This window comes from Bacillus horti (assembly GCF_030813115.1).
GTDB lineage: Bacteria > Bacillota > Bacilli > Caldalkalibacillales > JCM-10596 > Bacillus_CH > Bacillus_CH horti.
Map to the genome: position 1 here is coordinate 116,684 of NZ_JAUSTY010000009.1, position 23,400 is coordinate 140,083.

At 40.4% G+C, this 23,400-nt stretch carries 18 protein-coding genes and 1 riboswitch; of the genes, 13 read left to right on the forward strand and 5 right to left on the reverse strand.

The window, feature by feature from the left end; translation table 11 throughout:
• The first annotated feature begins 43 nt into the window (after positions 1 to 43).
• Both J2S11_RS12120 and J2S11_RS12125 read left to right on the forward strand, forming a co-directional pair.
• Entirely contained in the window at positions 44 to 2,143 is a 2,100-nt protein-coding gene (locus J2S11_RS12120) for a phage tail protein (protein ID WP_307394876.1), read from the forward strand.
• A gap of 54 nt (positions 2,144 to 2,197) precedes the next feature.
• Positions 2,198 to 3,889 carry a hypothetical protein gene (locus tag J2S11_RS12125; RefSeq protein ID WP_307394878.1) on the forward strand — a complete coding sequence of 564 codons (1,692 nt, stop codon included), beginning with the start codon at positions 2,198 to 2,200 and terminating at the stop codon, positions 3,887 to 3,889.
• 73 nt (positions 3,890 to 3,962) lie between these two features.
• Here J2S11_RS12125 and J2S11_RS12130 read toward each other — a convergent pair whose 3' ends face one another.
• Together J2S11_RS12130 and J2S11_RS12135 are read right to left on the reverse strand one after the other, a co-directional pair.
• Positions 3,963 to 5,576, reverse strand: coding sequence for an MORN repeat-containing protein (locus J2S11_RS12130; protein WP_307394880.1), 1,614 nt, complete (start codon positions 5,574 to 5,576; stop codon positions 3,963 to 3,965).
• A 16-nt stretch (positions 5,577 to 5,592) separates the two neighbouring features.
• Positions 5,593 to 5,979 (reverse strand): DUF4280 domain-containing protein, encoded by a 387-nt coding sequence (locus tag J2S11_RS12135; protein ID WP_307394882.1) that lies wholly within the window; start codon positions 5,977 to 5,979, stop codon positions 5,593 to 5,595.
• Between the two features lie 199 nt (positions 5,980 to 6,178).
• On the opposite strand from J2S11_RS12135, the gene J2S11_RS12140 reads away from it, so the two are divergent.
• The 7 genes from J2S11_RS12140 (at position 6,179) to J2S11_RS12170 (ending at position 15,623) form a co-directional block, all read left to right on the forward strand.
• The gene (locus tag J2S11_RS12140; RefSeq protein ID WP_307394884.1) at positions 6,179 to 8,968 is read left to right on the forward strand and encodes a HAMP domain-containing protein; all 2,790 of its coding nucleotides are present in this window, start codon (positions 6,179 to 6,181) and stop codon (positions 8,966 to 8,968) included.
• 24 nt (positions 8,969 to 8,992) lie between these two features.
• Positions 8,993 to 10,171, forward strand: a complete 1,179-nt coding sequence (gene alr, locus J2S11_RS12145; protein WP_307394886.1) for an alanine racemase — start codon at positions 8,993 to 8,995, stop codon at positions 10,169 to 10,171.
• A gap of 90 nt (positions 10,172 to 10,261) precedes the next feature.
• Entirely contained in the window at positions 10,262 to 11,485 is a 1,224-nt protein-coding gene (locus J2S11_RS12150) for an ABC transporter substrate binding protein (RefSeq protein WP_307394888.1), read from the forward strand.
• A complete protein-coding gene (locus J2S11_RS12155; RefSeq protein WP_307394890.1) occupies positions 11,478 to 13,952 on the forward strand; it encodes an MFS transporter in 2,475 nt (824 codons plus the stop codon). The genes J2S11_RS12150 and J2S11_RS12155 overlap by 8 nt, the downstream gene beginning before the upstream one ends.
• Positions 13,936 to 14,649: a GNAT family N-acetyltransferase gene (locus J2S11_RS12160; protein ID WP_307394892.1), complete on the forward strand. Its 714-nt coding sequence runs from the start codon at positions 13,936 to 13,938 to the stop codon at positions 14,647 to 14,649. The genes J2S11_RS12155 and J2S11_RS12160 overlap by 17 nt, the downstream gene beginning before the upstream one ends.
• A 119-nt stretch (positions 14,650 to 14,768) precedes the next feature.
• Positions 14,769 to 14,927: a GNAT family N-acetyltransferase gene (locus J2S11_RS12165; RefSeq protein ID WP_307394894.1), complete on the forward strand. Its 159-nt coding sequence runs from the start codon at positions 14,769 to 14,771 to the stop codon at positions 14,925 to 14,927.
• Positions 14,928 to 15,095: 168 nt separating this feature from the next.
• Positions 15,096 to 15,623, forward strand: coding sequence for a hypothetical protein (locus tag J2S11_RS12170; protein ID WP_307394896.1), 528 nt, complete (start codon positions 15,096 to 15,098; stop codon positions 15,621 to 15,623).
• Between the two features lie 104 nt (positions 15,624 to 15,727).
• On the opposite strand, the gene J2S11_RS12175 is transcribed toward J2S11_RS12170, so the two are convergent.
• The gene (locus tag J2S11_RS12175; protein ID WP_307394898.1) at positions 15,728 to 16,345 is read right to left on the reverse strand and encodes a LysE/ArgO family amino acid transporter; all 618 of its coding nucleotides are present in this window, start codon (positions 16,343 to 16,345) and stop codon (positions 15,728 to 15,730) included.
• A 164-nt stretch (positions 16,346 to 16,509) separates the two neighbouring features.
• Here J2S11_RS12175 and J2S11_RS12180 point away from each other — a divergent pair, with 164 nt between their 5' ends.
• From J2S11_RS12180 to J2S11_RS12195, 4 genes are all read left to right on the forward strand, one after another.
• On the forward strand, positions 16,510 to 17,955 hold the full coding sequence (locus J2S11_RS12180) for an aminotransferase-like domain-containing protein (RefSeq protein ID WP_307394900.1): 1,446 nt from the start codon (positions 16,510 to 16,512) through the stop codon (positions 17,953 to 17,955).
• Between the two features lie 71 nt (positions 17,956 to 18,026).
• On the forward strand, positions 18,027 to 18,980 hold the full coding sequence (locus tag J2S11_RS12185) for an amidase domain-containing protein (protein WP_307394902.1): 954 nt from the start codon (positions 18,027 to 18,029) through the stop codon (positions 18,978 to 18,980).
• A 199-nt stretch (positions 18,981 to 19,179) separates the two neighbouring features.
• Complete coding sequence (gene trmL, locus J2S11_RS12190) at positions 19,180 to 19,647, forward strand: tRNA (uridine(34)/cytosine(34)/5-carboxymethylaminomethyluridine(34)-2'-O)-methyltransferase TrmL (protein ID WP_307394972.1); 468 nt, start codon at positions 19,180 to 19,182, stop codon at positions 19,645 to 19,647.
• Positions 19,648 to 19,706: 59 nt separating this feature from the next.
• On the forward strand, positions 19,707 to 20,432 hold the full coding sequence (locus J2S11_RS12195; protein WP_307394904.1) for an HAD family hydrolase: 726 nt from the start codon (positions 19,707 to 19,709) through the stop codon (positions 20,430 to 20,432).
• Between the two features lie 351 nt (positions 20,433 to 20,783).
• On the opposite strand, the gene mtnA is transcribed toward J2S11_RS12195, so the two are convergent.
• The gene (mtnA, locus tag J2S11_RS12200) at positions 20,784 to 21,872 is read right to left on the reverse strand and encodes an S-methyl-5-thioribose-1-phosphate isomerase (RefSeq protein WP_307394907.1); all 1,089 of its coding nucleotides are present in this window, start codon (positions 21,870 to 21,872) and stop codon (positions 20,784 to 20,786) included.
• Positions 21,838 to 23,091, reverse strand: a complete 1,254-nt coding sequence (gene mtnK, locus J2S11_RS12205) for an S-methyl-5-thioribose kinase (RefSeq protein WP_307394909.1) — start codon at positions 23,089 to 23,091, stop codon at positions 21,838 to 21,840. The genes mtnA and mtnK overlap by 35 nt, the downstream gene beginning before the upstream one ends.
• 115 nt (positions 23,092 to 23,206) lie before the next feature.
• A riboswitch (SAM riboswitch) is annotated at positions 23,207 to 23,389 on the reverse strand.
• Positions 23,390 to 23,400: the final 11 nt, after the last annotated feature.

Sequence of the window (23,400 nt, forward strand, 5' to 3'; positions counted from 1 at the left end):
AAGACAAAGCATATAGTGACTAACTATGTAAGGAGGAGTGAGAATGGAGCAACGATTTTTTTCCTACAATAAAGGCTCTGATTGGAAAAATGGAAAAGCGTATAACGTAATGATCCACGGGAATGAACTAAGTGTTGAGCAGCAGGAAAAATACAGTACTGCTCTTATTCTACGCTTTGCCTTAACAGAAGTAAGAGGAAGGGTAACAGATTTTTCCTTGGGGGAAAGACATCAAATTCACCTACTAGATGAGGAATGGAACATTTGGAGCTACGATTGGCAAAATCATTATCAAGAAATACTGTTTCAGGCTAAGGATTACGAGCATTCGCCGTACACGATGATTGATTCTGTACAATCGGTTCTTTTTCTTGCAGATCCTCTTCTAGAAGATAAGCTATCCGCTTACTCAACAATAAATGGTCAAAAAATATGGGCCATCTCACAATGGAATCAAAGAAAGCTGTACCCACTAGCTATTCATTCTGATCATCAAAAAGGCCTTTATGTTCTAGTAGCAAAGGATATGGTTCAACAGGATGGGAAGTTGATTTGTCCTTCTGGTACAAGGCTTAGTGTACTGCACATTGAGTCTACCGGCAGGATTCTAAAAGAGTATGGGCTTGAAGGGTTATTTATAAACGCTGCTTTCCCTCTCACTGATCCTACTAAGCAATTTTCCTTAGCGGCTTCGCCAGAAGGGATTATTCTTCTGTATCATCGTTCAACAGGTATTCTCTATAGGATATCTAACGAGAAAGAGATGCAACAGATAACAAGCTTAGAGCAAGGCGCTTTGCTATCAAGTATAGCGGTGGATGGAGAGCAAACGATTTTTATGGGAGGAACTCAGGCCACACCTACTCACAGCGAGGAGGAGCGCTTTATACTTAAACTTCATTCCTCAGGAGAGCGTCAGGATCATGTAGCTGCGTTTCGTGGCAGCGCCTCGAAAATGAGGATGGATTCAAATCAGCGACTTTATGTTCTTAATAAGAATACTAATGAACTACATGTACTAGAGCGAAGGAAAAGAACGAACTTTTCTTCTGCTACGAGTGGTCTAAAGGGGATATTTTTGACAACTGCTTTCGACAGCACAGAGGACGGCCTAGAATGGCATAAGGTTCAACTGGAGGCCCATATTCCGGATGAAACACAGATAAGAATTTCTTATTTTGCCTCAGATCGGAAGGATCATTGGCTTCTAGGTCATTACCGTTCTCTTGATGAATGGATTTTAAGTGATACTGACCCGATTCAGGTTAAATGTAAGGAGCTTGAAGGTCTGTGGCAGGGTACTCTTATTAGTCCTAGAGATGCTCTACTATTTAAAGCAAAGGGCAGGTATCTATGGGTAAAAATAGAGTTTATAGGTAGTGAGTTTAAAACGCCTGTTTTAAATAGATTAAGAGTTTATTTTCCGAGGCAAACCTACCTACCCTATTTACCTGCCGTATATCAAGAGGAGGATACAGGTCAGGATTTTTTAGCCCGTTATCTAGCTTTGTTTCATACCTTATTTACTGAGGTTGAGGAAGAAATTAATCAGCTCCCAACCTATCTAGATGCTGATGTAGTAACGGGTCCTTTTTTAAGCTGGCTGTCTACGTGGCTGGGCATTTCATCTACCGATCGCTGGTCCGAGCAACAGCTTAGAAGCCTAATAAAGCTGGCTCCAGAGCTGTATCCCTTAAGAGGAACCAAATTTGCTATGCAAAAAATGATTGAGCTTTTTACAGGTAAACCACCCATTATTGTTGAGTATCATCAGTATAAAGAAATGCGAAAGGATCAGCAACTGGGACAGATCATAGATCGTTTATATGGCTCTAATCCGTATACCTTTACCGTGTTAATTGAACAAAACTTAATTAAGACGGAGAGGGAACGGTTCATTGTAGAAAGGATTATAGAGGAGGAGAAACCAGCATTTACAGAAGGAAAGCTAGTACTGCTAGAAGAAAACATTTACTTGGATATGCACTCATATATAGGGATGAATACAATACTAACAGAGCCTTCTTTACTTATTCTCGACCAACAAGCTGCAATGCCACACCAGACGTTATTAATTGATCAGGATCTGGCCAATCGTCTAGATACGCATACTAGATTAGGCTTAGATTCTGAATTGGAGTAGCTTTTATGGTTTCTATGATTTGCGATTTATAACCAATAGAAGGGGGAGATTTAGATGAATGTAACGCGTTACTACCCGTTTGAAAGAAATCGATATTTTTATGGAAAGCTGCTCACGGTAAGAGATTTTGAGTCAGAGCAAAAATATTTTAACAATAAAAGAAGGATGATCAATCGTCTTCTTCATGGAACAGGAATTGTATCAGGGCTTCATGTAGTAGCGGTCGATGATAAGTCCGTAACTATTGAAATGGGATTTGCATTAGATCAGCATGGAAGGGAAATTATCATTCCTTCACCTGTGACACAAAAGCTATCTACAATCGAGGGTTTTTCAAATAATGAATACGCCAAAAATGTTTATCTGTGTGTTGCGTACGAGGAAAAAGGTAAGGAACCTGTCCATTCTGTTGCTAGCTCCTCTAGTAGAACAGAAGAGGTGAGTGAATATAATAGATTCCTAGAATCCTATAAACTATTTATTCAAGAAACTCCCCCTGAGCCTAGTTCCTTTGAGCTTAGCTCTTTAATAAAGAGCACCAGTACGATTTATCAGGATGAGGAGGTAAGGATTTTACAAACTACACCTCGTTATATCTATGCTGATGAGGAATTTGAAGTTGTGTTAAAAGTGGAAAAGACCATGCAATCTCCTACATTGCAACTTAAGCTAGAGCTAGACGAGGAGTTATTTGAACTAGTTGGTGAGAAGCAGGAAAAGAACATTCAGTTCTTAGAGCCGCAGGGTCAAAAACAGACGGAATATACGATTGTTTTTCAGCTAAGAGCTAAAGCAGGTATTTCAGAAGAACAATCTTTGTTCTTACGCTACACACCGAGCTCTACCATTACTAAGGGTGATCAGCAATTTTCCCTATCCTCTGGAGCTATGAATGTGTTAAGCATAACTGACACTAGCATTAGGAACCGTGTACTAAAGGATTATTTTTCTAGAACGCTGGATCAATCCTTACATAGTCAAGGGGAATCATGTGTCTATTTAGCCAAAATAGACCTTCTACAAATGGGTTCAACGTATATGATTGAAAAAGTTACAGAGGCTCCTTTCCAAGAATATGTACATAATCCCTCTTTTCTTAACCAGCTTGATTCATTCTTATCTAATGGCAAAGATAAGCCTCAAGCTTCAAAAAAAGCAACAGAATCAGGAGCTTACCCTGTACTAGAGCAGGGCTTTAGCGTGACAACTAAAGTCGAGCAGGTTAGAGAAGGAAAGGCCCCATATCTAGAGGCCAAATATGTACAAAGCCAGCAAGAGCTACAGCTTCATGTAGGTTTTCCTCATCACGTTCAGTTACAGGATGAGGTACGTACAGGGGTTGTTGAAATGAAAGTGGGTCAAAGAGGCGGGTTTCTAAAAGCAAAGGGGATCTATTCGGAAGAGATTGAGCATGGGTTAGGTACCCACACACCTTTATTAATCGTTACCGCTATCGAAGAGATCTCACGTAATGTTGTTGGTCAGGAGCAAAGGGTATTTTTTGGAGATACGGACGTTTTTAAAGATAGTGAATATGAATCAGAGGGATCGAACCTGGCGATAGGTACAATGCTTTATGTGGAAAAAGGCACATTTAGACTGGGAATTAAACAAAAAGGCTCTGTGACAGCTTCAAAGATTAAAATTCGGTGGTGGGCTATCAAAAAAACGGCAGAGACTGCCGTTCAGGTTCATCAAAAACCATTGCTTGAAAGTGAAATTGCTGCATCACACCAAGAGGAATAAAAGCTCAGGTAAAGGGCAAGTGCCTGCTTGTAGGTATCGGTCAGGCACTCTAGGTACGTAACATAAAAGTGTGTTAGTTTAGAGATTTTACTTGTACATGTGAAAAAGCCCCTTCTTGTTCCGTAGTTTGGGTGAATAGGAAAAGAGTATTGTCTAGGGTATAAGTTAATAGAATTGCTCCGCTAGGAAGCTGGAAGCTGCTTTTTCTATCGGAAACAGATTTTTCGTTTACCTCTGCTTGCTCAAGCTCATCCAATTGAGTAGCCAGCTGCTGCAAGAGTTCACGATTCCAGCTTTGAACGGCAGTGACTTTTGTTGCATGTACTAGCTCTGTATCTCTGTCTACTGTAAAGGCTAGCTGATATGAATCATAGATGAGCTCAAACTTTAGCATGTCATTCATATCTGTTATAGGCTCAGAGCTTGTATCAAGCTGAGGGTCAGAATTAGTCTCAGCTTCAGGCTGAGGTTCTGTGTCAGGATAAGCTACCGCTGTCTCAGAGCTTCCTATGAGATTAGGCAAAGTAGAAGGCGAAGCAGATTCAGTTAGGTTTATTACTTGAGAGGGTTCACCTAGTATGTCTATCACTTGAGCGTGAGAAAGATCTATGTACTGCTGTAGGCTGATCTGTCCTTGGTCAAAAAATCCTTTGTATAGAATGAGACCGTCTTTATTATATAAGGTACCTAGACCATGAAAGTGATCCTGCTGAAAAAAGCCTTCATAGGCAATCGTTCCTGCGGGATCAAAAAATGTGCCTGTCCCTGTGTATTGGCCGTTTGAAAATTGTCCTTGATAACGTAGCTCACCAGTGTCCCAAAAATGGTTTCCTTCACCATGATATAGACTGTTTTTAAAGATTCCTTCATATTGAGTGAAGCCATTGCTGTCATAGAGAACACCAGGACCAGAATATTGACCTTGGTGAAAGGAGCCTTCATAAAGTAGGTTTCCACTCGTTGTATAAAGCTCGCCTGATCCCTGGAAGACACCGTTTAGGAATTCGCCAATATATTCTATTGCCTGATTAGGATGATAGGATGTACCTTGCCCAGAGTATTGTCCAAAGGCTACCTCACCTTTATAAATCATGGTCCCTTCAGCAAAGAATGAGCCCGAGCCAGAAGGCTGATCATGCTCAAAATGACCGCTATAGACGAGGTATCCTTGCTCATTAAATACTTTTCCTTGGCCATGCCGATTATTCTGTGAAAATTCACCGTCATAAATCAATGAACCAGATTCTGCGTAGAGCTTACCTGTACCTTCCTTCACACCTTGAGAGAAAGCACCCTCGTAAAGAAGTACACCTTGACGATATAATCGTCCGTGTCCGTCAAATAAACCATCACGCATTTCGCCTTCATATGTAAGCTCTTGGTCTAGATTGTAATATTGTACTTGCCCAGTAGCTGTAACTGTTTTTCCTGGGAGTTCTCGAACAATCTGCACCCCTGATCTCCAATCTAGAAAGGAAGGGGGGTTAATGATTAAATAGACAGCAAGTAGGAGGACACCTAATGCAAGAATTCCTAAAAGCTTTTTAGAAACGTAATATCTTCCCACGGAAACGTATTGCTGTAAGGATGGCTCTCTTTTTTGTGAAATAAGCCTGCGTGCCCTTCTGATTCCCTTACGCCAAAGGCGTTTCGGTAAAGTGTTAAAAAGATGTCGTGGCTTTATCATCGGATCTCTCTCCTTGCTATGGAACCTGAATCGTTGTCTGACCAGGATTGACAAATTCTATCATCCCACCCCAGTTGCATACGCACTTTGACGTATGATTTAGGGCAGGCATATTCGCTATAAGAACGGTAGCTGATCCGGGAAACCAAGGTGCTGCTGTAACAGGCACACAGGGCATAGGAGTTAACGTACCGAATTTGGCAGCTGTGGCAGCGGCTACGGTAGGATTAGCCATAGAGCTACACGTACCAAAAGGTAGGATGTTCACACCGGGCTTATGATCCATAATGTTGGCTAGCGGCGTTGCTGTGACAGTAGTGTTTGTAGGTAAAACCATTAGAGTGCTCGGAGCGGCTCCAAAGCTACACTTCATTGTGGCTCCGCCACAAACGATGTTTCCCATATATGAGACCTCCTTTGGGAAGAATACGGTTGGCGATGAAATCTATAATAGCTAAAGGCATAAATTAGCATTCCTTATAGAATGTACTATCTCGATTATACTATAATTAATGTCAGAACGTTTACATAATTTAATTCATTTCTTATAAAGCTTTTCTTAGCATCAGGCAGACAAATCTGTGTTGAATTGAGGGACGAATATGAAAAAGAGCTCTATCCTATTTTTAATAGCTTTGCTGCTAGCCAGTGCTTTAGGATATTGGCTATTTACACAAAAGGAGATATTTCAAGCTACCCCATGGTCATCAGGCTTAGAGTTTGAAAACATCTCTAAGGTATTGAGAGCTGAGGATGGAGGATATGTTTTAATCGACCAATCTTTGAATAGAATTTCAAAGGTTAGGGAGGATGGAACCTACCAATTCCACTTTTATATGGATGAACATCGTGATGGAGGTCTGTATTTAGCGAAGGATATAGCCCTCGATGAACGTGGAAATGTATATATTCTAGCGCTAGTTTTGAATTCACAGGGAACACTATTAAAAGCTGAAGAAATTTTACAATATACGCCTCAAGGAAAGTTTTCTAGAATAGTTTTTACACAAAGCTATGAAGTCAGTGAAGCGGTTACTCGTCCTGGTCGTATTCATGAGCTAAGTGCAGAGGATAATCAGCTCTTTTTCTATTTTATGAGTGAAAATGACATAGTAGAGGAGCAGGTCATTACACTTCAAAGACTCAATTTGAGTACAGGAGACCTAGTCCAAGAGCTTGAGCTCACACTGCCGCCAGAAACTTTTATTGCTGCCCTTGAAGGAAAAGAGCTGGGAGAGATTTATTATTCTACCAAGAGAGGGGAGCTTTACAGGGTGGATCAGGGAGGTACATCCCATAGGCTGTATGCTAGCAGCTTGTCTGGTCTTGAGGAATCGTACCCTGTGGAACTGAGCTTTGACCAGAGGCAAAATGTCTATTTCGTTGATCTAGGAAGAGCAGAAATTAATCGCATAGATGAACAGGCTGATGATCAGATGGTGACAACAGTCCTTTCGAATTCAACTCTTAGGTCAATGGGCTATCCTCAATCCCTACAAGCTACGGATAGCATACAAATTTTACAGGATCAATCCTTGGTATTAGGGGTGCAGAACGCTATCATTCATTATCAGACTGAAACGGGTGAATTAAGCGAGGTATTAACGACAGCCTCTTACGGGGCTATTCCGATGCTTAAAAGATGGTTGGTTTGGATAGCAGCGATCGTTACATTGGCTCTTGTTGTGTACATGATTAAGCTTTTATATGTCGATATGATTCGGCAAAGTCATACGCTTGTTTTAAAACAAATTATCATTTTTACACCTATCATTGTCATATCTATGCTTGTTACGGCAGCGGTTGTTTACGTACATTTTCTAGAGGAATTTGACAATGAAATTAAAGGGAAGCTCAAGCTATTAGCACATGTAGGATCAGAACTGATTGATAAGGAGAAAATGCAGCGTATTACTAAGCCAGAGGATTTTATGAACGAGGATTATCGTGAGCTTGATCAGCATAATCATCATATGCTACAAGGCAACAGAGATTTAGATTCGGGTGCGTTATACAGTGTGATCTATAGTGTGGATGAGCAAAAGAAAGTTCGGATTTTGATGCTGTATAACACCAGTAATGGGACGCAGTATCCTACCGGTTATCTTCCTGAATATGATCAGGTAATTGATGAAGGCAGGATTATTACGAAGGAGAGTCAAGAGTTAGATGGAGAGTGGCTGTACGCGTTGGCTCCTATCTATAATGAGCAAGGAGCTTTGATAGGCATGCAGGAGGTAGGCATGACTCTTCATTACTATAATGAAGCAAAACAAGCGATCTACAAAAATGTGATTCGTGTCATCTTAATTCTTATCCCTCTGATTTCCTTGGTGTTTTTTATAATGACTTACATCATGCTATCTTCTATTCGGAGGCTGCGCTCTAGTGTCATTGAGATTGCCCATGGGAATTGGCATACACAAGTGGATGTACGCACAAAGGATGAGGTAGGAGAGTTAGGTAGGAGATTTAATGAAATGGCTAGTCAGCTAGGCACATATGTTCAAGAAATGGAGGATGTTAGTAAGGCTTATTATCGCTTTGTTCCAGAGCAATTTTTAAAGTACTTAGGAAGGGACAGTATCCTTCAGGTCAAGCTTGGTGATCAAATGGAGGAGGAGATGGTGATTTTTATTGCCAATCTACGTTCCTTCGAACGCATGACTAAAAGGTTGACTCCGAAGGAAAGCTTTGCTTATATGAATGCCTTTTATAGTGTGATAGGTCCAATTATCCGCCAAAACAATGGAATTATTAACCGCTATTTAAGTGCTGGGGTGATGGCTTTATTTCCTCAAGGTGCAGAGCAGGCGTTAAAAAATGCGATTGCTGTAAGAGGAAGGCTTGAGGAGATTTTGCAGTCAGAGGAGGCCCAAAAGGATGAGGTCTTGAAGCGTACAGAAATAGGGATTGGTATACACAAAGGTCCTCTAATGCTTGGTGTTGTTGGAGAGGCTGAACGGATGGAGGGTAATGTCATTTCAGTTGATGTGAACATTTCTCTGATCCTAGAAAAGTATACGGAAATGCTTGGGGCATCGATTCTGCTTTCTGATACCGCCTATGCTGCTATTCCAACAATGGATAGCTATCAATACCGATATCTAGGTGCTGTGCAATTTCCGGAGGTACGTGATCCAATTGTGTTGTATGACGTTTTTGAAGGGGATCCGCAGGGACTGAGAGGAAAAAAGCTAGTGACAAAGAAGCGCTTTGAAGAAGGGGTTCTGTTCTATCAGGAAGGAAGATTTCTTGATGCTAGAACCGCTTTCGTAGAGGTCATTAAGCAAAATGAGCAGGATAAAGCAGCAAAGCTGTACTTTGCCCTATGTGATACCTATTTTCAGTCTGGAACAGCAAAAGAGTGGCAAGGAACTTTAAAGCTATAGAATGAAGTGATTAGGGGAAGGAGCATGACTATGAATAAAATCATTGATAAAGCGATAAATGAGCTCCCTCCACAGAAGGATGTGGCAGCCTGGGTAGAGATAAACACTCAGCACTTGAGCCACAATGTTCAATTTATTAGAGCTAAAATAGGGCCAGAGAGACAGATAATGGCTGTAGTAAAAGCAAATGCCTATGGTCATGGAGCTGTGGAGATAGCTACCTATTTGCTTAATAGTGGAGTACAACACTTAGCGGTGGCTACAGTAGAGGAGGGCTTAGAGCTTCGGAAAGCAGGAATTAAAGCTCCGATCCTATTGCTTAATTCTATTTTGCCTGAGCAGATTAGTAAATTGTTAGATTACCAATTGACCCCCACGATATATACTGTTGCTTTCGCTGAAAAGGTATCAATTGAAGCGAAGCAGAGAGGAGCCGAGCTTCCTATTCATCTTCGACTTGATTTGGCTTCAAATGGGTTAGGAATGCTTCCAGATCAAGCGGTTTACCAAATAAAGCAGATTAGTAGGCTTCCTCATTTATTGATAGAGGGGATTTACACTCACTTAGTTTCAGCGTATCGACAGGATGCCAAGCAGGTAGCAGAAGACATACAATCCTTTGAAAATGTTCTGTCCTCCTGTCGGGAAGAGCTACAGGCAAGAGGCGTCCCAATCTTTCGTCATGTGGCTAGTAGCCCGTCTATTTTAAATTATCCTAGCGCGTATTATGATTTAGTTCGAGCAGGTACATGTTTATATGGATTGCCGTCTTTTGTCAATCAGGACGGTTTGCTTTTAAAGCCAGTAATGAGTGTGAAATCTAGAGTTTGTGATATTCAATACATTGAAAAGGGAGAAATGCGGGGCTACTATTATTCGGTATTTCCCGAATCAAAGGTCAGAGTCGCTACTCTACCTATCGGCTATAGTCATATTCCTTTTTTATTACTATTGAAAAAGCCACAGGTATTGATTGGAGGTCAGAAGGCTTCGGCATTTGGTCCAGCGAACATGAGCCATTTGTTTGTGGATGTAACCCATCTTCCTGAGACTAGGATTGGGGACGAGGTTGTCCTTTTAGGCGCACAGGGCAATGAAAAGCTGTATGCGCAGGATATTATTGCTGAAACCGATTTGGATATTTCTAGATGTGAAAGCATTTGTTTTATTAGTGAATCGATCCCGCGCTTTTTTGTAAAATGAAACCTCATCGTTTAGTTAGCAAAAGGCATTTAGTTTATTAGTTAGTTGCTAGTTACTGTTTCATACTTGTAAAAAGAGAAGGGGATAAGCATGTTTTTTACTAGACAAAAACCTTTGCTGTACATTTTTGGATTACTGCTAAGTATGGCTCTGCTCGGATTATTCTTCTCAAAGGATGTAAGTGTGGCTAGCTTTCAAGAAACGGCTGTGAATGCTAAGGTTCAAAATCAGTCGTTTTATCCTCCTGTTAGTAGTGAAAAGAAGATTCGAATTGGCTATTTGGAGGGTGAGAAGTATGTAAACTTTGCCGGAAACTTTTACGCCATTTTAAAGGGCTTAGAAGAATTAGGCTGGCTAGAGGATTTACAAGGTCTTCCTTATCAAGAGGGGCAAGAAGACACCTCAGAGATGTGGAACTGGCTTGTTACAAATCAAAGAAGTAACTATGTACAGTTTGTTGATAACGCTCATTTTTCATTATTAGGTGCTCCCTATTCGGCAGATGAAGCTGTCCATAGGCTTACAGAAACAGGTGATATTGATTTTATAATGGCTATGGGTACAGTAGCGGGGCAGCTTTTAGCGGAAAAGTCTCATTCAATTCCTACTATGGTATTTTCCTCGAGTAATGCGGTACAGTCTGGAATTATTGAATCGGCAGAGGATTCTGGCAAGGATCATGTGTGGGCACATATGGATATAGATCGGTATAGCAGACAAATTGAAGTTTTTCACGATATCTTTGAATTCTCAACGTTAGGAATGCTCTATGAGGATTCCGACGTAGGGCGTGTCTATGCTGCTGTTGATGATGTACAATTTCTTGCTGAGGAGCGGGGTTTTAAGATTACCCACATGTATGTGGATGAAGCTAAAAGTGGGCTTGATCGTCAAGAACGCTATTATCCAGAGGTTTTAGCCGCTTTTACAAAGCTTGCCCAAGAGGTTGAGGCCATGTACATCACAGTTGGGACCTGGGAATTGGATTACTTTACAGAGCTTTTGGCACCATTTTATGAAAATAATGTTCCTGTTTTTTCTCAATTAGGCTCAGAGGAGGTTGCTTATGGTGCACTAATGAGTGTAGCTAGACAGGATTTCCTTGAAGCCGGTCTATTCTTCGCTGAAAATATAGGGGAAGTGTTTAACGGTAAATTACCAAGACACCTTCCTCAAATCTATACACATGTGCCTACCATCGCTATTAATCTTGAGGCTGCAAAACGGATTGAATATCAGGTTCCATTTGAAATATTACTTGTGGCTGATGAAATTATTCTTGCTACAGAAGGAGAAGGCAGCCGGAATGAATAATGAAACGACCTCCTTAGGACGAAAATCTCGCTATACTGGTCTTGTTTTTATAAGTGCAGCTCTTCTTCTTATTATCGTTGTTCTTGCTTTTACAGGGGGCCTTAACATTAGCTCTTTTCAGAAGAAGTATGAGGAGTCAGTGGTGTTTAGTCTTGTTGCTCCGACGAAGCAAACCATAGGGAAGATTGAATATGCGCTGAAATACGGAAAGGAGCTAGAGCATTTTTATGGACTAAGGGAGCTCATAGATGAGCTACTAGATCAGCTTGAAGAGGTAAATGAAGTTCGTGTGCTTTGGCCAAACGAAGCCATAGCTTTTAATCGAGATAATGTAATACTGCGTGTTCCAATTGAGGATACATCTATTATTGAGACTTTGCGGGATAGACATGAGGTAGCTACTAAGCTTGAGAATGATTCAGTGGTGCATGATTATATGCTGGAGCGTTTGGAAAATGAATATCTACTTTCCGTACCTATTTACAATCCACATGGTTATTGGGAGGGAAGTGTACAGCTAGCATTTGATCGTAGCGTAGTGAGCACTCGGACTGGAGAATATTTGTTTATTTTACTTCGTTATCTCCTTCTTCTTGCTGCTTTCGCTGCACTTATTCTAGTTCTTACTATGTCCAGGCTTCCTATTACAGATCATGCAGGAAAGCTTAGAAGCAAACCTTTGCTCATACTTATCATAGCAATAATGAGTGTTATTCAAATAACATATGGATATATCAACTACCAGCTGTTTAGTCGTGCCTATATCAATGCTTCGCAGGAAGTAGCTGTTTCAGCAGCAGAAATCATCTCGCGGGATATTCAGTCAGTCATAGAAAAGGGAGTACCCTATTCTGACTTGTATCAGCTTGATACGTACCTGCAAGGAATCATTCAAGAGCTTCCGGCTATAGAGCAAATTAACTTGATGAACGAAGAGAACGTTCTTGCTTCCTCAGAAGGAGGGAGAGACAGAATAGAGAGCACTATGGAGAGTGACTATACGTTTGAAGTAGGGCTAATACCTGATCAAACTGGTAATCTTCCGTATATACATGTTTTACTATCAGAAACGGCTATTAAGACTGAGCTAAGAATGATTGTTCTTGATATGGTGACCGTACTTATTACATCCATATTATTTATGATTGAGATTTCAATTTTAGTGCTTCTACTTTTAAGTAATGGACTTTCAAACGGGGTTAAAAAGAAAAAGGAGATCCCACGTTTTACTCAGCAATCTCCTGCTGATACCACTATGATTAGGCCTTTATCTTTTATATTTCATCTAGCTTTGTTTCTTTCAGCAGCCTTTATTCCTATAATGTCTAAGGAGCTTTACGAGCCTCTTTGGGGAATGTCGGAGAATCTAATTATTGCGCTACCAGTGACAATTGAGATGTTTGGAGCTGGAGTAGGAGTCATTTTAGCTGCCTCTAATGTAGATAAAAGAGGCTGGAAGCCTTTATTTTTATTAGGAGCGCTTTCAGTTGCTATTGGAATGCTTATTTGTAGCCTTCCATCCATCAACATCCTAGGCTTTTCACTAGCACGTGGACTGGCTGGCTTTGGTTATGGAGTTTGTTTTATGGCTTTGCGTGCCCTTATTACAAGTGGAGCTTCAGGAGAAAAACAAACGTCAGGGCTGACTTCATTTTTCGTGGGCTTATATGCTGGTATAAATTGCGGAATTATAGTAGGAGCTATGCTTGCAGATCGAATCGGCTATCACCCAGTCTTTACGATTGGAGTGATCATAGTCGTTCTAACAGGCTTGTTCGTCCTGAAACAAATGAAGAACACCATCCCTATCCCTCGTAAGGAAAAAAACATATCCTTTGGTGAGACATTTAATCAGCTTGGTGGATTTGTCCGAAATAAACAGGTTGTAGCTTTTCTGCTACTCATCGTGCTGCCTGTTGCAGCATGTAATATGTTTTTGGACTACTATTTTCCCATTTTTGCGGATCATGAAGGCCTTTCAACCTCTGATGTAGGCAGGGCTTTCTTAGTGAATGGACTAATAATTGTGTACCTAGCTCCTCTGTTTAGTAAGCTGTTTCTCAAATGGCTTGGAGTTGAAAAAGCGTTACTTATGTCTGGCTTGTTGGTTGCCTTAGCTATGGTGATTTTTGGTGTAAAAGGCTCTGTGTTAACGGCTATTATAGCCGTCATTCTACTCGGCTTATCTGACAGCTTTGGTTTAGTTGCTCAGAATAAATACTATCTGAGCTTGAAGGCAACTGGACAGCTTGGTACAGGAAAAGCCATAGGCTATTACGATAATATGAGAAAGGTAGGTCAGATGCTTGGCCCGATGATTTTTGGTGGAGTTGTTCTTATGGGGCAAATCGGAATTGGCCTGCTTGGCATCCTCTTTCTAATTATGCTACTATTTTTCTGGGTTACTAGGTTTAGGAACGATGCTGAGCAACAGAAAAGGGGGAGCGGTAATGAGCTTTCACTATAACGGTATCGGTACAAAAAATGAGCTGGTAGAGGGTTGGGAGTACGATATTAAACTTCTTGATCCAAGCTTTAAGCAAAGAGCTATTGAGTTTGAAAATAGAATTGTAGAAGGATTAGAAAAGAGAGAGTACTTTGTATCTCTAACAGAAATGGAATGGGAAAAAGTTCTAGGAGAACAGGGGATAACAGCAGGTATTTTTTTTAATGGAGAGCTTGTTGGACTACATGCAGTTCTTTTCCCTCATCAAAGTAATGAAAACCTAGGATTAGATATCGGGCTAGATAGTGGGGCGATGGAGCTTGTAGCTCATTTAGAAAGTGTATGTATTCATCCCAAGCATAGAGGTAAAGGATTGCACTATCAATTAGCTATTTATTTGATTGAGTATCTAAAAAAGTATACAGCATATAGATATCTTCTTGAAACTGTAGCTCCTGGAAACTGGTCAAGTTTAAAAAGTATCCTGAAATCAGGTCTAGTCATTGTTGAATTAAAAGAGAAGTATAATGGGCTACATCGGTATATTTGCTTCAAGGATATAAAGACAGCCGAGCTTGTTGAGTTCAGTGCTATAGTAGAGTGTTGTCCAGAAGATATTTTGAAGCAGGAGGAGCTACTCAAAGCTGGTTATGTAGGCTTCCAAATGGTCAGAAATGGAAATGATTCAAAAATCCTATTTGGCAAAACGGAAGAATAGGATATAATATGAGCTAGGGTTTAATAGAAAACATAGAAATCAATTACTTTGTTATATTTTCTGCCATTGCTTAGCTTTATATTCATCACTTCTGTTACCTTATTGATGAGGTGAAGAATATGTATCATACTATTGTTGCCGGGATCGTAGCTGGCAATGCCGCTAGTATTAAGCTTCATAAGAAATTTGGATTTGAATATGCTGGTTGTCTACGGCAGGTTGGATATAAATTTGACGAATGGCTTGATGTACATTATTATCAATTGTTATTAGAGTAAGGTAGTAGCGGTTTTAACTGAAATCAGTCAGAGCAGGGCAACACAGACTTAAGTCTTAGTGGAAAATACTTCTTCAGTTCCTTTATTTCAGATTCTTGAAACCCTATACTTTAAATTACGTTTTATATAGTATACTTATATTTTTTTTGATGTATGAGGGGGATCTACATGAACAAGAGAAAGGTTTATGTCCTGCTTTCTGATACAGGTACGTTACTTACAAAATTAATCGGTTTGTTTACTGGATATCCTTTAAACCACGCTTCTATTGCTTTTGATGATGAGCTTAGAGAGGTTTATAGCTTTGGGAGAAAAAGACCAAATAATCCGTTTATCGGTGGATTTGTAAAAGAGGATATTCGTTCTGAGCTTTTCAGAAATGCACCTTGTGAGGTGTATTGTTTCCTAGTATCGGATGAGGAATATAATCGGATGATTCAAATCGTCAAGCAATTTGAATCACAGCAGCATAAATATAAATATAACTTTATTGGACTTTTCGGTATTTTATTTAATCGTAAAATTGAAAGAAAGTACGCTTTTTTCTGCTCTCAATTTGTGGCAACTGTGATTTCACAAAGTGGTGTACAGGTTGTAGATAAAGCACCTAATTTCGTCAAGCCAAACGATTTTACAGAATCAGCTCAGCTGCATAAGATTTATCAGGGTGAGCTTTGTGAATATAAAAGTAAATAAGCGGACTGCAAAAGCTTCATGTAGGATAGGTTGAATAATAAAAGTTATTAAGCTTTCAAGGCTCTACTGTTAAGATAGAGCCCATTATTTTTTCTGCTAATCTTCTATAGAAAAATTTTTAGGAGATTCCACCCCATATACAAAGCTGAACCCCAAATGATTAAACTGGCCCCACGGTTCATATACATAAGAACCCTTCCCGAAGCATCTACTCTCCCAATCCAATGTCCAGTTACAGCAAGCCCTGTAAACCAGATCCAGGAAACACCTATACAGGTAAAGGTGAATAGCCATTTATCCGTTCCAAAATATACTAAGGAACTCGTACCTATTACTCCAAAAATATCTATAATCGCATGAGGATTGAGTAAGGAAACGGATGCGGCAAAAAGAATTTGTTTTTTTGGCGATAAAGCTTGGTCATTACTTTTCAGGGAAACGGGGTTATTACTCCAAATGGACCAGCCCATATAACTCAAAAAGATAATACCAAGACTATATAAAACAATCTGTAGCCACTCGAAGGTCATGACCATGTAAGAAAGCCCAAATACAGCTAATAAAATGAGCAAAGTATCACATATCGAGGCTGTAATGACGGCAGGTAAGGCCAGTCTAATTCCCCTTTGAGTAATCCCTTGATTAAAAATAAATATATTTTGCACCCCTAAAGGTAAAATAAGTCCCAGTGCAAGTAAAAATCCATGTACAGTAGCCTCCATCTTACACTCCTTACTTTTCTTTTGTAAAACCCATAAAGCTGAATATGCCTCTTTCTATCGTCCATTATAAAATGGGAAAGGCAATATGTCTCCAACCATTGGTTGGTCATTAAGCCAACCAAGTGCTATAATTGATGAAATAAACCTATACAAGAGGGAAGCAAATGTATCAAGAAAAATGGAAACCAGATCCTACGTCATCAGTACCTTTGTTTCAACAGATCTTTCAATTTATTAAAGAAAAAATACGTCATGGAGACTGGACCGTAGGTACAAAGTTACCTGCTCAAAGAGAACTGGCTAGGGAGTTTGGGGTGAATAGAAGTACAGTAGTAGCGGCTTTAGAAGAGCTAAAGGCAGAAGGTCTAATTGAGGGAAAATATGGAGCAGGTACACGGGTAAGTTCACAAACCTGGCAGACTTTAAGCCCTCCGCCCCCAGACTGGAATACATACGTTCAGCAAGGAGTGCACCATCCAAATCTGCGTACCATACAGGAAATCAACAAAGCAGAATTTTATCCAAACACTGTGCGGCTGGGCACAGGGGAATTAGCACCAGAGCTGTTGCCAATACAGCAAATTCGAGAGCTATTTAAGCATGCTCCTCAAAAGCTTGATTTAGGGTACGAGGATCCCAGAGGAAATAGGCAATTAAGAGAGGAAATTCAAGCTCACGTTAGACAAAGAGGAATACTTACATCAACGTCTTCGATCTTAATTGTTTCAGGAGCCCTACAAGCGTTACAATTAATAGCTCTTGGATTGTTAGCGCGAGACTCTACGATTCTTCTGGAAAGGGCTTCTTATTTGCAATCCGTTCATGTGTTTCGATCGGCAGGAATGAAGCTGTGTGGGATACCTTTGGATGAACAAGGTATTATGCCGTCTGCTCTTAATAAGCTTAAACAGCTTCATCAGGCGGCGATGCTCTATGTAAATCCAAGCTTTCATAATCCTACAGGTATTGTGAGTGGTGAAAAACGACGCTCTGAAATCCTAGAGGTATGCCAGCAGATGATGCTTCCTATAGTAGAGGATGATACGTATGCAGATCTGTGGCTGGCGGAACCGTCCCCGGCAGCTCTGAAGGCAATAGATACACAAGGACTTGTTCTGTATCTAGGAAGTATGTCAAAGGCTTTAAGTGCTGGATTAAGAATTGGCTGGGTGATCGGACCAGAGCCTGTGATTGAACGATTAGCCGATATTAAGATGCAAATGGATTATGGCTCCAGTTCATTATCGCAATGGGTAGTCACCCAATTTTTATCTTCTTCTCTTTATAAGCAGCAGCTTACTTATGTGAGGGAACAGCTTAGGATGCGTAGAGAAAAGGCTTTAGAAGCATTAGAACATTACTTTGAGAAGATCGCTACGTGGAATATTCCTCAAGGGGGTTTTTATATTTGGCTACAGATCAAGGGATCGGTGCCTATGAGACAGGTTTTCGAAAAAGCACTAAAAGAAGGGGTATTAATTAACCCGGGCTATCTTTATGATCGTTATGACAATACACATATTAGGCTCTCCTATGCTTATGCAGCCCCACTAGAGCTTGAGAATGGCTTGGCTATATTAGCAAAAGTCATTAAGGAATTTTCTAAGTAATTGGGTTTTACTCATGTTCTCTCTTCTTCATACATATTAGATAGTAAAGCTTAAAAGAGGAGGAGAAGAAAATGGAATCGAATTGGGGTGAAATTTTTAAATTTTATGCAGAGGACCGCAACAGACAATATGTATCTTCCCGTTTAGCGCCTGCAATAGAGAGTCTGACGTCAGGTATGGAATGGGAGGACAAGCAGCGCTGGTTGAGAATACAAGATGAGCATAAATATCGCGGTGTGCGTTTACTTAAATCCAATAGCAAATACAAGGTACTTAAAGTAGAAGAGGATTCTCCACTAGTTGATATTACATATCGTGTGCATATTAGCTGGTTAATAGAACATAATGGGATTACCTACACAGAAGAGTGGGTGGAGGATAGAAGTTGTTTGTTAAAGCAAACACAGGGATGGGCTGTTGTAAATGATGTACGATTAAATAAGGATGATGGTTACAGCTTGTCTGAAATTCAAAAGTTACCATCTCGTATACATGAATTAACCACCGACATTAAGACATTAAGAAATGGAAGTCCTTATGATCGTGGAAAAGCCGTTCAATATGCAGAGCTTTGGTGGAATGATTATAATCCTCAGTTTGAGGAGTTTGATGTGGATTGTACGAACTTTGTCTCACAATGTATGTGGGCTGGAAATGCGCCAATGAGGCATGCCTCTAGAGAAAAGGGGTGGTGGTATAAGTTCGGAGGCTCACCTAATTGGAGCTTCAGCTGGAGTGTAGCTCATGCTTTAAGATTGTATTTAGGTAGTAGTCAATCAGGATTACGAGCGACTGAGGTCTTTTCAGCAGATCAGTTGGAGCCAGGAGATATTATTTGTTATGATTTTGATGGGGACGGGAGATTTCAGCATAATACTATTGTAGTGATGAAGGATGGTGAGGGCATGCCATTGGTGAATGCTCATACGACAAACAGCCGTCACCGATATTGGAGCTATACTGATTCCCACGCATGGACAGAGCAGGTTGAATACAGGTTCTTTCGTATTGTTAATTATTTTTAAGACTTTGGAGGCTGAACACTAAAGAATTTGTAAAGAGATTGAAAGAGATTAACCCTAATATTTACGTGCAGAAGTTATGATGTTATATAATCTGTAGAAAAAGTTGTTAAAAGCGAGCAATTAACTATTTTTGATGGACAGTTTGTAGGATTACCCTTACAATATAATGAAAATGAAGATAACAGACAGAGGTGTAGGTGTGGGTTTTCATATTGTATTATATCAACCAGAGATTCCTTACAATACAGGAAATATAGCTAGAACATGCGCAGCGACGAATACGAAGCTACATATTATTAGACCAATGGGCTTTACGACTGATGACAGAATGCTTAAAAGAGCAGGCTGTGATTATTGGCATTCGGTAGATATTGCCTACTACGATTCGATGGAGGAGTGTATGGCTCTTTACTCTGATCATCGTTTCTTTTTTATTGAAACGCAAGGTAAACATACCTATACAGAGGTCACTTATAAAGATGGCGATTTTTTTGTTTTTGGTAAAGAGTCAACGGGTATTCCTAAGTCAATCCTAGAGCAGCATAGAGAAAACTGGATCAAAATTCCTATGAGTCTTGAGCATGTTCGTTCCCTCAATTTATCAAACACGGCAGCCATTTTAGTTTACGAAGCATTACGTCAAACCAATTTTCCAGGTCTAGAGTAAGGCATGCATGTTTTTTAATGCTTTACCAAACGACTGCTCATATAGGGGAGGAATAAGTAATGAGTAAAGCTATACTGTTCGATTTAGATGGAACCTTGTTGCCAATGGATACGGGTTATTTTGTAGAGCATTATATGAAAGCGTTGGCGGTTAAAGTAGCCCCGATTATTGAACCAAAGCAATTCACGAAAGCTTTGTGGGAGGCTACACATGAGGTTATGACGAACACTGATCCAGAGCGTTTGAATATGGAAGTGTTTGAGGAGGCTTTTTTAAGGTTGACAACGTTAAAAAAAGAACAGATTTGGCCTGTTTTTGATACGTTTTACGCAGAAAGCTTTCCGGATTTGGTTCAGCATTCACAGCCATCTCCTGTCGCACAGCTTGTTATTAAGGAGGCAGTAGAGGCAGGATATAAGGTTGCTATTGCTACGAATCCCATTTTCCCTAAGGTGGCTATCGAGCATAGGATGAAATGGGCGGGAGTATTAGATGCTCCATTTGCAAAGGTTACAGTGTATGAGGAAAGTCATTTTACCAAGCCGCATTTACCGTACTATCAAGCAATCTGTGATGATATTCAGGTACATCCTGAGGATTGTATTATGGTTGGAAATGATATGCAGGAGGATATGATCGCTAGTCAGCTAGGGGTGAAAACCTATTTAGTCGAGGGAAATGTTATTGATCGAGGGGAGCCACAATTTCCTATCAATGATCGAGGTAGCCTTTCAGATTTATTGGATAAGCTAAAAGGAAGAGAAGGAATATTCTCAGCAGATTGATAAGGTAGAGATATAATCTAAATTCAAAAAAAGAATCAAATAAAAAAGGACAAAATAAAAAGGGCTTCTCAAGATCAACATTGACTTTGAGAGCCCTCTTTTTCTTTTAAAACATACTTTTACACTTGGTCTGTTTTTGTTTTCTCATCATATCCAGCTGTAAAGATAACGGCAAGAAAAGCAATACCGATAAGGCAAATAACTATAGTACCCACTATATAAACCTCCTGCAAAAAAACTGTTTCTTCTATTATAATATGTCCTAAAATGTTTTGCAAAATGTTCGGGTCAAAACATGTGACTTTTTTGTGCTTATTTATGTTACGTAATACTCTAATTCATAGCTATTAATCATTTTGCTTCATTTATCTGAAGCTCTACAATGTTATGGTTTTGAAATAGCTCAGCTAAGCCTTGCTTATAGTTTCCACGGACGATTCCTTTTTCCGTTATAATGGCTGTCACCAAATGGCTAGGAGTGACATCAAAGGCTGGGTTGAAGGTTTGGATGCCCGCTGGAGCAACAGGGATTTCAGAGATGTGAGTAATTTCAGTTCCTTCACGCTCCTCAATCGGAATGTCTGCTCCTTGCTCTGTATTTAGATCAATGGATGAAAGAGGTGCAGCAACATAAAAAGGAATATTGTGGGCCTTAGCCAATACAGCTAACCCATATGTTCCTATTTTATTTGCTACATCACCATTGGCTGCTACACGATCTGTCCCTACAATTACGGCTTGAATCCAGCCCTTTTGCATGACACTAGCAGCCATATTATCGCATATCAATGTAACGTCAATTCCCGCCTGCTGAAGTTCAAAAGCAGTCAAGCGTGATCCTTGCAGAACGGGGCGTGTCTCATCAGCATAAACTTTGATATTCCAGCCCTTTTCCTGAGCTAAATAAAAGGGAGCCGTTGCTGTTCCATATCTTGCTGTGGCTAAGCTACCAGCATTACAATGAGTAAGTACCCCTATGCCATCCTCAAAGAGGGTTAAGGCATGTTCACCGATGGATCGACAAACATTTTCATCCTCTTGTTGAATAAGACGTGCTTCCTCTAACACTAGCTGGATTAGTTCTGGAGGACTAATCTCAGGGTGGTTAAAGGCTTTCGTTTTGATTCGCTCAAGTGCCCATACTAGGTTGATAGCGGTGGGTCTTGAGCTAGCTAAATAGCTTGCCTGCTCAGTGATAAGCTGTTCTAGTTCCCTCCGACTGGCGTTTTGTGCGTGCCGGATACCTAGATATAAGCCATACGCTGCTGTCATTCCAATGGCTGGAGCACCTCTTACCTGTAAGGATTTAATAGCTTCCCAAGACTCTTCAATGGTACGAATGAACAGATACTCAATATGTCTTGGTAGCCTTGTTTGGTCAATTAAGATAAGCTGGTCTAGCTCTTTATCCCACTGAACCGAAGCGAGTGGCTGTGTCATGCTGCTTTTCCTCCCATTGCTGAAATGATGATCGTATAGGTGCAGAAATCGATTGTTCCTTAGCCCACTTCTGGCGATGAAGAATGAGCTGTTGTCCTACGTATAAGGAAAGCTTCTCAGCGTAAGCTCTTTCCGTGTCATCCACTATAGTATCTAAGTCAGCTACGTGGGCTAAGCCGACAACTCTACGGATAACCTTACATCCTGCAAAGCCTAAGGCATCCTCTTTAACTTGTTGAATAAATTGCTGAACAAATGCCTCGTTTCTAAGGGATGGATCAGTAGCCTGTGATAGGCTAAGCAGGGTAAATTGCTGCTCGAAAACGTCCCAAATTTGATGAATAGATTCAAGCAGATACTGCTGATAGACATTTCGTTGCTCCACATTTTTAATACGCACCTCTTGAGCTGCAAAATTCAGGACGAAGTTAGCAAAGACAGCGCCGATATCAAATCCTATTGGTCCGAAATAAGCAAATTCAGGATCAATGACTTTAGTGCTTGCCGATGTCACAAAAATACTTCCTGTGTGTAAATCTCCATGAATTAACGCTTCTGTAGCGGTTAGAAATTTGTATTTTAATTGGGCTACTTGACCTTTTAGCTCTTGATTCACCCAAAGCTCCTTAACCTGTTCCTCAATCAGTGGATTAAAGGAATTTTTTTCAGCATTATAGTAGGGGTCTGTGAACACAAGATCCTCTGTTATTTTACACAGGTCAGGATTGATAAACTCGGCTAGCTTTTGCTTTTTTACTTCTGGCGCTAAGAAAAAGTCAGACTGATAAAATGTTGTATGGGCGATAAAGTGTCCGATATGCTTAGCAAATTCCGGATACGTTTTCGCTTCAATGAGTCCCTTGCGTAGGATAATATGGTCGGACAAATCCTCCATAATCGTTAAAGATAGCTCCTTATCGAAATGATATACCTTTGGTACTAGTCCAGGTAAAATTTCATGCTGAAGCTGAAGTGCTTCGGATTCAATCCTTGCTCTGTCTAAGGAAAGCGGCCAGGATTCTCCTACCACACGAGCATAGGGTAGTGCCTGCTTAAAAATAACGGAACGATCTGACTTTTTATCCTGTAGATGAAAAACAAGATTAAGATTCCCGTCTCCAATTTCTCTTGAGGTTAGCTGTGCTCCTTGTTCAAACAGCCCTGGGATACCAAGAGCGTATTCCTTTGCTTCTTCTTCTGATAATGCACGATAAGCCATATTTTTAGCCCCCTAAACGAAAAATTTCCAAAAAACGAATAGCGATATAAACATTTGAGCATATAAAAAGCCTCTTCCTGAGGAAGAGGCGTAAGCGCTAATGAGCTGTTCCGCACTCTTATCTCTCAGGATTAAATAATCCTGCAGGATGTAGCACCGTGCCATATTCGTGTGTATTCACGAACCTCTTGTTTGTAAATCAATTCTTTTCTACAACAAGTGGCACCACGGTAGTTGTGGTATACGGTCGGTTGCCGGGCGTCATCGGGCCAGTCCCTCAGCCTTCTCTGGATAAGAATAGCAATATTT

Excerpts from the sequence above, each read along its gene's own strand:
- J2S11_RS12120 (WP_307394876.1), top strand. The coding sequence starts at position 44 with ATGGAGCAACGATTTTTTTCCTACAATAAAGGCTCTGATTGGAAAAAT.
- J2S11_RS12125 (WP_307394878.1), top strand. The coding sequence starts at position 2,198 with ATGAATGTAACGCGTTACTACCCGTTTGAAAGAAATCGATATTTTTAT.
- J2S11_RS12130 (WP_307394880.1), bottom strand. The coding sequence starts at position 5,576 with ATGATAAAGCCACGACATCTTTTTAACACTTTACCGAAACGCCTTTGG.
- J2S11_RS12135 (WP_307394882.1), bottom strand. The coding sequence starts at position 5,979 with ATGGGAAACATCGTTTGTGGCGGAGCCACAATGAAGTGTAGCTTTGGA.
- J2S11_RS12140 (WP_307394884.1), top strand. The coding sequence starts at position 6,179 with ATGAAAAAGAGCTCTATCCTATTTTTAATAGCTTTGCTGCTAGCCAGT.
- alr (WP_307394886.1), top strand. The coding sequence starts at position 8,993 with ATGACTATGAATAAAATCATTGATAAAGCGATAAATGAGCTCCCTCCA.
- J2S11_RS12150 (WP_307394888.1), top strand. The coding sequence starts at position 10,262 with ATGTTTTTTACTAGACAAAAACCTTTGCTGTACATTTTTGGATTACTG.
- J2S11_RS12155 (WP_307394890.1), top strand. The coding sequence starts at position 11,478 with ATGAATAATGAAACGACCTCCTTAGGACGAAAATCTCGCTATACTGGT.
- J2S11_RS12160 (WP_307394892.1), top strand. The coding sequence starts at position 13,936 with ATGAGCTTTCACTATAACGGTATCGGTACAAAAAATGAGCTGGTAGAG.
- J2S11_RS12165 (WP_307394894.1), top strand. The coding sequence starts at position 14,769 with ATGTATCATACTATTGTTGCCGGGATCGTAGCTGGCAATGCCGCTAGT.
- J2S11_RS12170 (WP_307394896.1), top strand. The coding sequence starts at position 15,096 with ATGAACAAGAGAAAGGTTTATGTCCTGCTTTCTGATACAGGTACGTTA.
- J2S11_RS12175 (WP_307394898.1), bottom strand. The coding sequence starts at position 16,345 with ATGGAGGCTACTGTACATGGATTTTTACTTGCACTGGGACTTATTTTA.
- J2S11_RS12180 (WP_307394900.1), top strand. The coding sequence starts at position 16,510 with ATGTATCAAGAAAAATGGAAACCAGATCCTACGTCATCAGTACCTTTG.
- J2S11_RS12185 (WP_307394902.1), top strand. The coding sequence starts at position 18,027 with ATGGAATCGAATTGGGGTGAAATTTTTAAATTTTATGCAGAGGACCGC.
- J2S11_RS12195 (WP_307394904.1), top strand. The coding sequence starts at position 19,707 with ATGAGTAAAGCTATACTGTTCGATTTAGATGGAACCTTGTTGCCAATG.
- mtnA (WP_307394907.1), bottom strand. The coding sequence starts at position 21,872 with ATGACACAGCCACTCGCTTCGGTTCAGTGGGATAAAGAGCTAGACCAG.
- mtnK (WP_307394909.1), bottom strand. The coding sequence starts at position 23,091 with ATGGCTTATCGTGCATTATCAGAAGAAGAAGCAAAGGAATACGCTCTT.